This is a genomic window from Gardnerella sp. DNF01199S, assembly GCF_049244155.1.
GTDB lineage: Bacteria > Actinomycetota > Actinomycetes > Actinomycetales > Bifidobacteriaceae > Bifidobacterium > Bifidobacterium piotii.
Genome location: NZ_CP058380.1, coordinates 1,222,479 through 1,235,568, shown reverse-complemented (window position 1 = coordinate 1,235,568; position 13,090 = coordinate 1,222,479). Strand labels below are relative to the sequence as shown.

At 37.1% G+C, this 13,090-nt stretch carries 11 protein-coding genes; 8 read left to right on the top strand and 3 right to left on the bottom strand.

Annotated features, from left to right (window positions below; all coding sequences use genetic code 11):
- Positions 1-399: 399 nt before the first annotated feature.
- The 8 genes from HXT45_RS04925 to HXT45_RS04890 all read left to right on the top strand — a co-directional run bounded on the left by HXT45_RS04925 (position 400) and on the right by HXT45_RS04890 (position 10,388).
- On the top strand, positions 400-1,503 hold the full coding sequence (locus tag HXT45_RS04925; RefSeq protein WP_421781478.1) for an ABC transporter ATP-binding protein: 1,104 nt from the start codon (positions 400-402) through the stop codon (positions 1,501-1,503).
- A gap of 10 nt (positions 1,504-1,513) precedes the next feature.
- Complete coding sequence (locus HXT45_RS04920) at positions 1,514-2,293, top strand: ABC transporter (protein WP_172535032.1); 780 nt, start codon at positions 1,514-1,516, stop codon at positions 2,291-2,293.
- Positions 2,290-3,240, top strand: coding sequence for an ABC transporter permease (locus HXT45_RS04915; protein WP_421781476.1), 951 nt, complete (start codon positions 2,290-2,292; stop codon positions 3,238-3,240). The genes HXT45_RS04920 and HXT45_RS04915 overlap by 4 nt, the downstream gene beginning before the upstream one ends.
- Positions 3,241-3,656: 416 nt before the next feature.
- A complete protein-coding gene (locus HXT45_RS04910) occupies positions 3,657-4,163 on the top strand; it encodes a GNAT family N-acetyltransferase (protein WP_004132062.1) in 507 nt (168 codons plus the stop codon).
- Between the two features lie 150 nt (positions 4,164-4,313).
- Entirely contained in the window at positions 4,314-5,273 is a 960-nt protein-coding gene (locus tag HXT45_RS04905; protein WP_421781474.1) for a hypothetical protein, read from the top strand.
- A 198-nt stretch (positions 5,274-5,471) separates the two neighbouring features.
- Entirely contained in the window at positions 5,472-6,755 is a 1,284-nt protein-coding gene (locus HXT45_RS04900; RefSeq protein WP_421781472.1) for a YcxB family protein, read from the top strand.
- Between the two features lie 941 nt (positions 6,756-7,696).
- Positions 7,697-8,353 carry a peptidase gene (locus HXT45_RS04895; protein ID WP_275883741.1) on the top strand — a complete coding sequence of 219 codons (657 nt, stop codon included), beginning with the start codon at positions 7,697-7,699 and terminating at the stop codon, positions 8,351-8,353.
- Positions 8,354-8,705: 352 nt separating this feature from the next.
- Positions 8,706-10,388, top strand: coding sequence for an ATP-dependent nuclease (locus HXT45_RS04890; protein ID WP_128832125.1), 1,683 nt, complete (start codon positions 8,706-8,708; stop codon positions 10,386-10,388).
- A gap of 285 nt (positions 10,389-10,673) precedes the next feature.
- Here the strand turns inward: HXT45_RS04890 and HXT45_RS04885 are convergent, their stop codons facing one another.
- From HXT45_RS04885 to HXT45_RS04875, 3 genes are read right to left on the bottom strand one after another with little or no spacing between them, the layout of a single operon-like run.
- The gene (locus tag HXT45_RS04885; RefSeq protein WP_032816711.1) at positions 10,674-11,438 is read right to left on the bottom strand and encodes an ABC transporter permease; all 765 of its coding nucleotides are present in this window, start codon (positions 11,436-11,438) and stop codon (positions 10,674-10,676) included.
- Positions 11,439-11,497: 59 nt separating this feature from the next.
- Positions 11,498-12,223: an ABC transporter permease gene (locus tag HXT45_RS04880; protein ID WP_116438328.1), complete on the bottom strand. Its 726-nt coding sequence runs from the start codon at positions 12,221-12,223 to the stop codon at positions 11,498-11,500.
- Complete coding sequence (locus HXT45_RS04875) at positions 12,220-12,984, bottom strand: ABC transporter ATP-binding protein (RefSeq protein ID WP_004132070.1); 765 nt, start codon at positions 12,982-12,984, stop codon at positions 12,220-12,222. The genes HXT45_RS04880 and HXT45_RS04875 overlap by 4 nt, the downstream gene beginning before the upstream one ends.
- Positions 12,985-13,090 lie beyond the last annotated feature (106 nt).

The window sequence follows — 13,090 nt, the reverse complement described above, 5'->3', positions numbered from 1 at the left end:
GATTGCTTATATTTGAGTTTTTGACGTAATGCTCGTATAATTTTCCACGTAAAGCACATTTAAGTTTATGAGGTGTTGCGCTATGACTGCCCAAATGATCGCTAGTCTTAAGAACGGTTTGAAAGGCATATAAAAGCACATAAAACAGCTTAAGATACATATTCTTTAGCAGTATTAAACACGCATTGCACATGATGTTTGTCATTATGTTTGCACGTGCGCGTTGGTTTTTGCACGTTTTTTGCATGTTTTTGCGCGTTCTTATCGTTCTTGTAAGCAAGCGTTATCTTTTTATCTAACTGATTTTCATTGTTGAAATTTATTCAATAACAGTAAGAATTAAGGTTTAATAACAGTAAGAATTAAGCTTTAATAATAAGTAAGAACGAAGCAATAATAATGAATAATAATATAGAAGACGCAACTAATAGTCGCAATAACAATAATAAGCAGTCAACTAGCAACTTAATATTGCGTATTGATAATGTAACAAGATCTTATTCTCGTGGATTCGGTCATAAGAAAACAACTCGCCAAGTTTTACATAACGTATCTTTTGATATTCATTCTGGTGAAATATTTTGCTTGCTTGGCCCGAATGGTGCAGGTAAAACAACTACCGTAAAAATTGTTGGCACGTTGTTAGCTCCTGATAGTGGTAGTGTTCGTATTGCCAGTATTGATGCTGTGGGTAATCCTCGAGAAGCACGTAAGCACGTGTCGTTACTTCTTGGAGGTGAGCGAGGATTTTATCAAAGGTTAAGTGCATTAGATAATCTTCGTTATTTTGCTGATCTTTCCGCTGTTCCATATAGGGAGCAAGGTAAGCGTATTCACGATGCTCTTGAGCAAGTTGATTTACTTGATAAAGCTCATGATGCTGTTCAAACTTTTTCAAGGGGAATGTGGCAGCGATTGCATATTGCTCGATCGCTGGTCGCTAAAACGGATCTTATGCTTTTAGATGAGCCTACCACTGGTTTGGATCCTGAAAATGCTAGGAAAGTACGTGAAATTATTCATGCTTTACGAGATCAAGGAATAGCGATTTTGTTAACTACGCATGAGATGAGTGAGGCTGAAAAATTAGCTGATACTGTTGCTGTAATAAATCACGGTAATATTATCGCTCAGGGAAGTGTGCAGCAGTTGGCTTCTTTGCAGCATATTGATCATGTAACAATGTACGCGTATGACGGTGAAGCATCAAGCGGAACTCCTAGTGTTAAGGAAGAATTGCAAAAACTTGATGGAGTGTTGTGGTGTGATGTTTTTGAATCGCATGGAGTGTTAAATATTACTATCGCGTGGAGTAAAACATTATCTCAAGAACGAAATATTAAAATTCCTGTTGATGGGATTACACGTTTAGGTGATCGCGCTGCAAGTTTGGAAGAAACGTATCTTGCTATTGTTCAAAATGACAATATTTCTGCATCAAATATTTCTTCTTCTGCTGCTACGCCGTCTTCTTCGTCTTCTTCACTTTCATTGAATAAGTAGGAGGTTTAATATGAATACTTCTACTCGTTCATATGCTTTTGTGATTCGTGGCTTGTGGTTTCAGCTTAAAAGTTTAGCGAAAACAACGTTTTTCTTGCAAAATGCGATACTTGCTCCAGTATGTTTTGCGTTGATGAAAATTGTTGCATACTATGGTTTTTCTCATGATTGCGCTAATTGTCTTAATAATATTTGGGTTGATTCTTCTATAGCTGGATTATGGTCTGCTACGACTACTGCTGTTGGAATTATTGGATACCAGCGTTATTTAGGAACATTGCAATATTTAACTTTAAGTGTTATCTCACCTTCTGCAGTGTTTCTTCCTATTGTAGGATCCGCAGCTTTACTTGGTTGTATTGGTATGCCGCTTGCGATTATTACCGTTGCTGTTTTCTGCCATGGGTTCTTTATGATAACATTCACGCAGTTAGTTGGATACTTACTTTCTATGCTAGCTTGCGTAGCTTCTGCTGCATTATTATCTGGAATTTTTGTATTATGCCGTAAAGCTACAGTTTATGAAGGTTTGATTTTAATTCCTGTATGGATGCTTTGTGGAATAGTGATACCTGTAGAATCAATGCCATTGCCAGCTCGCGTTATTGCGTTTATTCATCCGCTCACGTCTGCAGTGTGGGTGGTTCATGCGCAATCGTTTAATGCTACTACTGTGTTAGCAATTGTGTTATGCGTTGTATTATCCAGCGTTTTGCTTGTTATTGCAGGTTTTATGTTACGTCATGCTATTCGACTTGCAACGCTTAATGGAAGTTTGAACATAATATGATACGAAATAATAATCAGGTTGAAACTATGCGAAATAAAATGCGAAATAAAATTATTCAAAATAATAAGTACGCTGAATTGCATAAATATAGTCAATATTCTCAGTATGGTCACGTGAGCGTGTTATCTAGTATACGAACTGGCGCAAGAGTGAGTATACAGAGTATACCTAGCTTAAATAGTTGGAATACTGCTGTTATCCGTATGATTGTTGAGCCTCTTTTATCCACGTTCTTATACGTTTTTCTAGCTGGAGCTGTAATCGGAGGCTTCAATGGAGCAGCTAGTTATGCGACTAGCGCGGGTTTCAATCATAGTTTGATTGCATCAACTCTTGCTGCTGTTATGGGTGCGTGTTCTATTTCCACAAGTATGACTGTGTCAGAAGCACTAGCATGGGATCGTTTTGAAGGCACAACACCATTCGTGCTTACAAGCGCAAAAGTTGCATTACCATTATGGTTCGGTCGTATTATTGCGCTCGTGACTATTTCTTTGGTGAGTGATGCTGTGACTTTGTTTATAACAATGCTTGTAGTAAGCCCGAGTGTTTTCTTTGTGATTAATATGAGCGCGTTGATGCTGTTGTTCCTTATTGTTCCTGTTGCTTCTACGGGATTTGGTATTGCTATAGCTTCTATAAGCATGATGATGAATGATGTTTATACTATTTCTAACGCGCTTAGTGCAATACTTCCTATTGTTTGTGGTGTGATTGCTCCAATTAGCGTATTTCCTAAGATGATGCAATACGTGTTATATGTGATTCCAGTAACTCATGTTACGCAAGTATCGCGTAGCATAGTTGATGGTTCTGTAAATGTTGGCGTATCGCTACTTGTGATTCTTATTGTTGGTGCGTTGTGGGCAATTGTTGGTGTGATCATATGGAATGTTGGTGTGGCGATTCAACGACGTAAAGGTACTTTAACAAATATAGGATTTTAGGTAATAAATATGTGAATTTAGTTAATTATATAAATATTAAATTCGCGTATGGGGAGTGGGTGTAAGAATAGTGGCATGTTGATTATTGCGTAAGATTGTTCAGCAAGCTATTAAGCCAATCTTAAACCTTTTGCGATATTTTCTATCGTTAAAAAGTGCACCCACTTTTTGTTTGCATATTTGGTTGTATCATACATTATTTTTCTAGTAGAAGCTGTGCTTTATGGAAAAGAAAAATTTTATGGATGCGAAAAGCCTGCACTTATTGGAAAAATAAAAAAATTTTTCTTTAATAAAGCTTGTGTGTGGTTTTTTTTTAATAGTAATACTATTAAAGCTAAACAGACTATTATGGATTCTAATTTTAATAGAATTGTATTCTTATTAGAATTGCATATTGAGAATAAGGAGAACTTATGAAATTAATTAGACCAGATAGTAAATATATCCAAGGTTATATAGAAGCAAATGAAGAAGATGAAATTTTTAGGCCGAATGCAGAAAGACGTTTTAGAAATTATGAGACAATTATAGAGAGTTCTTATAATATTGAACATGGTATAAATTTGCCTGAAAATTATGTTAAAGCTACTACGTTTTGGCTGATAGATAATGAAAAATTTATTGGTGAAATTAATATTAGGCATGAATTAAATTCTTTTTTAATTAACTATGGTGGTCACATAGGGTACGAGATTAGACAATCTGAATGTATGAAGGGCTATGGAACAAAAATGCTTTCTATGGCACTTGCATATTGTAAAGAGACTTTGAATCTACATAAAGTTTTAATTACGTGTGATGATGACAATATCGGCTCGATACGAGTTATAGAAAATAATGGTGGAATTTTAGAAAACAAAGTGAAAAATAGCTTATCAAGAGGAAACGTTACAACAAGAAGGTATTGGATTAATATATAGGAAAAATATTAAATTTTATCTATACTGACCGCTCAAGCGGTGTTTAGGGTAATTTTTAGATATTTAGGGTAATTTTTTAGATATTTTGTGCGATCAAAGCTGTGCAATCATAGCACGATATTCCGTAATTGGATTTTCTGAGGAAAGATGATGAGTGAGACGAAGGTAAGGCCAGTGCTTTTCAAGGATGCTTTTTGGGGTTATGTGATTACAGAAACTGTTGCTGGTATTTGCACGCTTATTATTGCGTTGCTTGTACAGCAGTTCGTAGGGCACCGCGTACTAGGTTGGGAAACTGTGGCAATACTTGCACTGAGTGTTGTGGTGTTTTCGCTTCTAAGTGCAGCGTATCTGCAGTGGGATAAGCATCGTAGACCGGATGACAGGTCTGGCGATTTACTCAGAGGAATCATCGATTTTGTGCTCAGGCTGCTGGTGACTTCTGGTATTGCTTTATTGCTTGTTTCCAATATTATGCTGCTAAGCATTATTATTGGCGCAGCAATCACTAGTGTGTTGCTGTTTGTTTTTGAAAAGCCTTGGCAGCCAGGTATGACGGATGCGCAATTACAGGAAGCTTCAAAGAAATCGGTTGAGCTTGGCGTTCAAATGCTTGAAGAAGAGCGCGTAAAGCGCGCCGAGGCGAGAAACATGATTGCATTACAGCATGAGAGCGCAAGTAAAACAGACACTTCTAGAGGTGTGTCTTTAACATTTTCCTCGTTAATTGTTGCGAATATGCTGATGGAAGCAGTATGCGATGTTGCAACATTTTTGTTTGCATTGATGCTGCAATGGTGGATGCTGGGTACTATCGCTGGCTGGCGAACGCTACTCGTCATATTCTTGGGCAATATGATATTTTCTTGCGCGGCGGCTGCGGTTATGGTTCTTATGGGCGCGCTGAAGGCTGATCAACAGAAATGCCTAACAAAAAGTTGGCCTTTCTTAGTCATTGCTGTGCTGCTTCGACTGCTTATCTTCGGTGTTCTCGCTTGGCTGCTTACATCGAGCTTAGTATGGGTAAGCGTAGTTGTTGGTATTGTGCTTACCGATATTGTTCTTGTTATCAAGCAGCACCAATGGAAAAGAACCGCAGTAGCAGCGTAAGATTTTATAAGACTGTTTTCTTCTTCTTTGAGCAAAAGGTTCTACATACGTCGAAAGCGTTGTGTTGATGAGAGTAGAAAAGAAGTTCAAATACTCGCGATTATTTACGCTAGAAGAGAACAGACTAAGCGACTGGAATAATTAGAACAATTGTAAATCGTAAGCGCAATATAGGAAACAGAATGTAGGAACAGAAAAATGTCAGATTCATCGATGAAAGAGAAAGAAAAGCAGGAACATACTCCCACAGATGAGAAAAATCCTCTATGTTGTGAATCACATGAGCAAATATGTGAAAACCTTAACAGTGCAAATAAAGAATTGTACAAGTATAAGGTTTTACAGCCGAGTGCGGAAATCTTTTCCATCTTAATGATTATTGGAACTGCTTTTATGGCATCCAATAAGCTACAGCTTTTTGGATGGATTACCTATTGTTTTGCAATTCTGTTTCTTGTTGGAGTTTCTCTTATTTGGGTTATTTGTGTTATTTGGCAACGCAATCTACACAGTCGTTTTCGTAGTGAAAATGTAGATTGTAACAAATCTTTTCTTAGCTATGATAATCAACAGGGGAAGGGTAGACTCTCACTGGTTCTTTGTTGCTTTTTTGTGTTAAGTGGTATTCTAACTGCATTTTTTGAAATAACTGCGTTGCATCTTCCAAATCGGTGGCTTTTGCAGACTTGGGTATATGTTATATGCGCGGCAATGCCAGTTGTTTGGATGATTACGATTGCTCTTGAATGTGTTTTCTATAATCTCTATCTTATTTCGCGTATACGGAAAATAGGTATAAGAATTGTACTTCGTTATCTATCTGTTCTACTTTGCGTATTGATTATCTTAGGTCTTGGATTTTTTGACGTTTTATTTATTGTTGGAAGATATTCTGTGAAACAAAATGATAATGGTACATACACAGAGCACGTGGATGATATGTATGCTCCTTTTGAGTATTATCTTTATAAGTCTGAAGGCCCATTTTTCCTTAAGTATCTTCGACCAATGAAAGATTCAACTGATACTGATCCAAAAATAAGTGAATCTGAGTGGTATAGCAGAATCGATCGCAATAACAGGGAAGATACAAGATTAAAAGATACAAGATTAAAGGTTGAAGAGCCAGAGAAAAATTCCGATTTGCATGATGACACTGAGCGTGATTTAGAATCAAAGAGGGAAAGAAATGCAGCGCTTAAGATATTTGATAAGTATTTTGCGGCACAAGGCTTTGTGTTCAAGGAGAGTTATACCGCCAAGGGGGATATGTACTTTGTTTTGAATGAAAGCCGTTCGGACATTACTTATCTGCAGTATAACAGGGACTCTCAGGATGGAAAATGTGGTCTTTATATTCTGTTTAAGGCTTCAAAATCTTCAGATGGAAGCTGGTCGCCGAGTGATGCTCATATGCAGAACACCTATACTTATGAATATAGCACTGGGCTAATTGCAAAGAGCAGTAGGGCATATTGGTAGTAGGGTTGATTGGTAGTAGGGCAGAATCGTTGGATGCCAGAATCGAAGAGTGTCGTAAGATTGTCGGATAGTAGCATCCATAGTTGCGCGGTTATGTTTGTTGTTTTACTGTTTCTAGGTTATGTTGAAAGTTTTGGCGTTTAATCTCGTTTTGCTCGTATTCGCGCGTGCGATACTTCCGCTTTTTGTTGTGGGATACGCCGTTTATAGCTACAAAATGCGGAAGTTTGTAGTGCGCTTTGACTGAGCTTGAAATTGCATAACGCATTTCAAGCTCCTTCAAAGCGTGATTTGGCTCAAATGTAAAGTCCAGTGGACTTTACATGCCAAATCAGCCGAGCGGCTACTAATAGCCGCGAGGAATAGCGCGCTTAGACCGCGCTAACGATTTTCCAATTCGGAGCGCTGAGCTTGCTTAAGGTTGAAAGCACACTGTGCTTTCAACGCAAGCGAAGACGTGAGCGCGGCTAATCCGTGCGAACGACAGAACCTGCCATGTAGTGTGTTTGTACCGAATTTCGGTGTTTTTTGATACAAACGCACTACATAAACACGCAAAACTGTAGTGCGATTGTATTTGATTTACGACAGTACCTGCCTTTTTGCTTAGACCGCGCAAGCGACACGACACACCCGAAAAGCTTTCCTTAAAAAAACCTGGGAAAATTCTTCAAAAACCTTGAAATGCGTATTTTTACGGTTTGATAGCGAATCATATGTAAAATTTACGGCAAATAGTATTAGTTTAGTAAAATCACAATAAAATATTTAGAACAAACCTTAATGTTAGCTGAATGTTTTAGTTGATTTTCGGTAGAGTATGTTGTATCTTTTAAGTCAGTTACCGATGAATCCCTAGTTCTCGGTTACTACGCGGGAAACCGCAAAGGCAAATTTTTCTATGCGCCCCTAACGCATAGGAGAAGAAGAAAGGAAATAAAATGATGAATAAGAAGGCTATCGCCGCTTTCGCTGCTGGCGCAACTTTGCTCGCTGGCTTTGCAATGGCAACCCCAGCAATGGCTGCTAATAATGATGACACGCCTTTCAAGAACCAAGGAGAAGTGAGCAGCTTCTTTAACGAATTGCTCATCCCTCAGAAGAAGGCTGCTAAGACTTATACTAAAGCTCAGGTCTTGAGGCTCGAGGCTGCTGTTGAAGAGGCTAAGGCTACTGTTGCAGATAAGACAAAGGCAGCAAATGATGCTCAGACAGCTACCTATGATAATGATACTGATGGTGCAAAGAAGAAGGCTGCTGTAGAGAAAGCTCAGAAGGAATTGAGCACAGCTCAGGAGGCTCTTGAGACGGCTCAGAAGGCTTTGAATGAAGCTAAGCCTGCTCCAGCTGAAGCTGATCCAAAGAATCCTCAGGACACAAAGCCAGCTGAGACTTCTAAGGATGCAAAGGCTAAGCAGGGTCAGTCTGGCCAGGCTGGTGCCAATGGTGCTGCTGCTGGTGCTAAGACCACTGTGGTTGAGAAGAAGAAGGATGCCGGTAAGAAGTTGCCTGCTACTGGTGTTGGCGTAACTTTGACCGCTTTGGCTGCCACTATGCTTGCTGGCATGGGTGCTGCTGTTCGCAAGGCTCGTCACTAAGCACTGATTTGGAATTGTCTTTAAGCTTAATGGTTATGTTTTGTAATTTGTTAGGCATTACGTAAAGACAGTTCTAGTGTTTACAAAATAGTAAAGGGGTGAGTGGTTAATCCATTCATCCCTTTGCTATATCAAAATGTTCTAATAATGTTGCGACTTTAGCAGTTAGGAATTTATAGCACATAGTTGTGTTTTAAATGGTACTAATAGAAAACAAAGCGATTCTAGAAATAATAATCATAGAATTACAATTGATGCAAAGATGCTATTTTATTTCTCTTAAATAATGAACATATTTATTCTTTAGAAAGAAAATAAGTATTCTGCATATAACTTATGTAAGGAGTTTGATATGTATATCTCAAAAATAATATTAAATAATTTTAAGAGTTTTGCTGGAAGTCATGTATTAAAATTATCGGACGGAATTAATTTTTTTGTTGGAAATAATAATTGCGGTAAAACAACAATTTTTAGAGCGATTGAATTTATACAATCGGGAAAGAGTAAAGAAGAGTATATAACAAAAGGGAAAGAGTCAGAAGATGTAAGTGTTGAAATTGAATTTACAGGTACAGATATTGAAAAATTAGTTAATAGTGATAACTATGGTCTAAAAAAATACCAGGACTATCTTATAAAGGAAAATTGCAGTGATGAAACTTGTAGCATAAGAATACTAAGAAGTTCCGAGAACACTTCTATTGTGCAAGGTAAGAAAACTGTTAATTTGGATATTAAAAATATAAGGGTTTATAATCCAAACTCCAATGAAGAAGGAATTAAAAGATACGAAAACCCTACGGGAATTGATAAAACCATTGCAGCGTTGTTTGATGTGCAATTTGTGTATTCCGACTTAAAGAATGAAGAATATCAAGATTTTGGTAAGACAAAGATAATAGGAAAAATAATAAATGATTTAACAAAAGATTTTCAAAGAGAAGATGATGGAAACGGTAATAAAACTTTATGGGGAAAGTTTAAGGATGCGCACAAAGAAGCGTTTGGAGACAAAGGCTTACAGAAAATACTGGAAGATACAGAGCGCAAAGTAACAAAAATACTAGATGAGCAATACGGAGAGGGCGAAGTAAAATTCGATTTTGAACTACCTGAAATAGATAGTTTCTTCAAAAATGGTGTTGTACTTGTATCTGATAATGGGATTGCTACGCCAGTGTGCCAAAAGGGAACAGGTATGCAGAGAGCGCTGGCTTTGAGTCTGATTCAGTTATATGCAGAGATAAATAATAAATCTGAAGACAGTGTAGAAAAGCCAGTTATATTTTGCATTGATGAGCCAGAAACATTCCTGCATCCAAATGCACAAAATAATTTGATGAAATCATTTAATAAATTATCACAAAGATCTCAGATTCTTATAACAACTCATTCTCCGTATTTATTGAAGGCATTCTATGAAGTTAATCAAAACACGGATAATAAGCCAAGCTTAAAAGACAAATTAAATATATTTAGTAAGGAAGAGGCAAGCAAAGAAAGTGCGAATAGCAAAGAACGATATAGTGGATTTAATAAAAAAGAGATGCTGAACGTATCTGGGGAATACTCTCCAACGTGGGGAGAAATAAACTATTGTGCATTTGATATGCCTAGTGTTGAATATCATATTGAGCTTTTTAATGCTCTACATAAGAAGGCAATAGGAAAGCATTATGATAAAGGAAAGGGAACTGTATCAGAAAAAAGTATAAGTAGTTTTGACAAATGGCTAATTGAACAGGAAACTGAAAATAGCACTGACGATAATCATTTTAACATTAACCATGTTGGCAAGCCATATTGTAAACGTGATAAATCTATGAGCACATATATTAGGAATTATATTGATCATCCTGGTGATCTTATAGATAATCATGTTGAAAAATGCGATTGCGAAGAATGCTCTAAAGCTGTAATACAAAACAATATAAAGCGCACAAAGCCTAGCGATGAAGAGATAAAGAAGTCAATAGAATTTATGACTAAAATATACAAAAATAACTTTTGTAACAGCGGTAAGGATGCATAAAGCCTATTAGTCTGCATCATATGCGCGTTTGTTGTGTGTGTTTTGTGTTTTGAGTGTTGAGTGTGTTGCTTTCGGTTTTGTTTGCTACTAGGGGTATTCAAAACCGAAAGCTTTTTGTTTGTTTTTGTTCTATTTGTTTCCATACTGCGTTTTGAGCGTTTTGAGCGTTTTACGCGTTTTTGCGTATAGCTAAAACCTTATACGCGATTTTGCAATTCACATACGCGATTTTGCAAGCCACATCTGCATTTGTTATTTCGTTGCATTGTTATTTAGTACCCCTTGTTATCTCATTTCTTTTTTACCAAATTGTGTTATTGCAATCAAAAATACAAACACAGATATTGCAATTGCACATGGCAAAAATGGTATAAGATTAAATCCGTTTCCTAATCCTGTTGATGTAACTGCATGTAGAGAGCGGGAAACCATATATCCGCTGTAACAATAAGGATAAACTATCCAAAGTGGAGTATTTGCTATTAATACTCCAGGAATAACAAGAAGTATATTTAATCCAACGGATAACATTGACTTCTCAAAAAGCACAGTAATCGCCCACATGACTATTACGCTTGGAATCATAGTCAAAAACAGATCTAAACACCATTTTAGTAGATACATAATTGGGAGCGTTTCTGTAACTCCTGTGCTACTGGTTGCAAACAATCCTGCTATAACGAATACAGCAAAAAATACGACCATTTCCATAAGCAAATAAAATAGCAGTACGCAAAATTTTGCAGCAGAAATCGCGTATCTGCTAACAGGCAGTGCCAGCATTTTTAGTATTCCGTTATTGCTTGTTTCTCGTCCTGCAATCATCACGCAAACAACGATCATACTAAGCGGAAGCAAATAGTATGAATAGACTAATGCGCTTTGAATAAACATAGCAGCCCATGCGTGTGTATATTCTGGAGTGAAGTAGCTATGAAGGCTTGCTACACCAGATCCAACCACAAGTAATGGCGCAATAAAAATCAAAGGAATAATTTTACTACGCTTTACTTTCTTAAATTCGATTCTAAGAAGTTCAAAAAATCTCATTTTCATAATCTCCTTATTCATAGTTATATAGTGCAAGTTTTTACTTATAGTGCGTGTTTTTATTCATAGTGCAGGTTCTTAGCCGCCCACAATCCAGAACATAAAAACAGAAGTGTTTCAACTATGGATACGATTACGACCGTAGTATTAGGTTGCGCGCTCATGGCAACTGCTGGTTTTAGCATAACTATAAAAGGTGATGCCATAAAAAGCACAATGTCTGAAGAAGCCAATGCCATGCCGCTTAAAAATCCTGCTACACCAATTCCAAGCGTTACCCACATGTTTTCAAATCGTGATGATACAAAAATCATAAAGGACAATACAGGCATTGACGTAATAAATGAATATGCAGCAAAAGATATAAGAGTACTTACATTAAACGTACCTTGTGGCAAATCTGTTACACCGATTTTTGCAAGTGCTAAATTTTGTATGCAAATAGCGATTAGTAACAGAACGGTCAGCAACATAAATTTGCATAGGTACATAGTTGGAACACTCATAGGAAGCATATGCATCTTTTTTACTGCATTTCCCTTAAATTCCATGTTGTAGATAATGCATGCGGCGACTATTATGCCGAACATGTTTAACACCATAATCATGCCGTAAAGCTGTGTAAGAAGAATATCCATAGGAGCTAAAGGCAGGTTTAATAATGTATTTTTTCGTACAATAAAATTCACAAAAGCGTACGCTGCTCCCATAACGCCAATAGCAATCATAAGAGCTATAAAGCCAGTTCTCTTGCATTTTTTTAGTTCGATTACAAGCGTTTTCATAGTCTTGCACTCTGCTTCCTGATCTTATTGTCTTCATCAATCATGGATAGGAACATATCTTCCAAATTGTCGGAAGCAAAACCAGATTGTAATGCATTCTGTCGTAGTTCATCTAAACTACCTTCAAATAACAAGTGTCCGTGATTAAGTATTCCAATATCATCTGCAATAAGCTCAATTTCGGATAGCATATGAGAAGAAATAAGAATCGTGCAATCGTAAAGATCTGGCAGTGACTTAATCAGATTTCGGATTTCGTGTATGCCAGATGGATCGAGTCCATTTGTTGGCTCATCTAAAATCAAAATAGGTGGTCTACCAAGCAATGCTCCAGCAAGACCAAGCCTTTGCTTCATGCCAAGCGAATATTTTTTTGCAAGACGGTCTCCAAACTCAGAAAGACCTACTAATTCTAATGCGTCATCAACTGCACTCTTAGGTAGTTCTAAAATGCGACGTATAATGTCAAGATTTTCTCTACCTGTTAGATTTGCATAGAAAGATGGTGATTCAATAAATGAGCCTATTTCTTTCAAAATAGGTATGCGATCGGCAGGAAACTTTTTTCCGTCGATCGTAAATGCACCTTTTGTTGGAGCTGTAAGCCCTAGGAGCATTTTCATTGTTGTAGATTTTCCAGCTCCATTTGGCCCAAGAAAGCCGTAAATGCTACCTTTGCGAATATGAAGTGAAACATCATTAACAGCAATAAATGACTTATATTTTTTTGTTAAATGTTCTGTTGTAACAATATTGTTCATGGCAATATCTCCTTTCGGAATCTATGATATTGCGTCAACCTTTCTACAACATTCTCTTCACCTTACATCTACCTTACATTTTTATTCGAGGTCAAAAAATGAATAT

What these genes read in the sequence shown, in the direction of transcription:
- HXT45_RS04920 (WP_172535032.1), top strand. Translation starts at nt 1,514, where the DNA reads ATGAATACTTCTACTCGTTCATATGCTTTTGTGATTCGTGGCTTGTGG.
- HXT45_RS04900 (WP_421781472.1), top strand. Translation starts at nt 5,472, where the DNA reads ATGTCAGATTCATCGATGAAAGAGAAAGAAAAGCAGGAACATACTCCC.
- HXT45_RS04880 (WP_116438328.1), bottom strand. Translation starts at nt 12,223, where the DNA reads ATGAAAACGCTTGTAATCGAACTAAAAAAATGCAAGAGAACTGGCTTT.
- HXT45_RS04885 (WP_032816711.1), bottom strand. Translation starts at nt 11,438, where the DNA reads ATGAGATTTTTTGAACTTCTTAGAATCGAATTTAAGAAAGTAAAGCGT.
- HXT45_RS04905 (WP_421781474.1), top strand. Translation starts at nt 4,314, where the DNA reads ATGAGTGAGACGAAGGTAAGGCCAGTGCTTTTCAAGGATGCTTTTTGG.
- HXT45_RS04895 (WP_275883741.1), top strand. Translation starts at nt 7,697, where the DNA reads ATGATGAATAAGAAGGCTATCGCCGCTTTCGCTGCTGGCGCAACTTTG.
- HXT45_RS04875 (WP_004132070.1), bottom strand. Translation starts at nt 12,984, where the DNA reads ATGAACAATATTGTTACAACAGAACATTTAACAAAAAAATATAAGTCA.
- HXT45_RS04910 (WP_004132062.1), top strand. Translation starts at nt 3,657, where the DNA reads ATGAAATTAATTAGACCAGATAGTAAATATATCCAAGGTTATATAGAA.
- HXT45_RS04915 (WP_421781476.1), top strand. Translation starts at nt 2,290, where the DNA reads ATGATACGAAATAATAATCAGGTTGAAACTATGCGAAATAAAATGCGA.
- HXT45_RS04890 (WP_128832125.1), top strand. Translation starts at nt 8,706, where the DNA reads ATGTATATCTCAAAAATAATATTAAATAATTTTAAGAGTTTTGCTGGA.
- HXT45_RS04925 (WP_421781478.1), top strand. Translation starts at nt 400, where the DNA reads ATGAATAATAATATAGAAGACGCAACTAATAGTCGCAATAACAATAAT.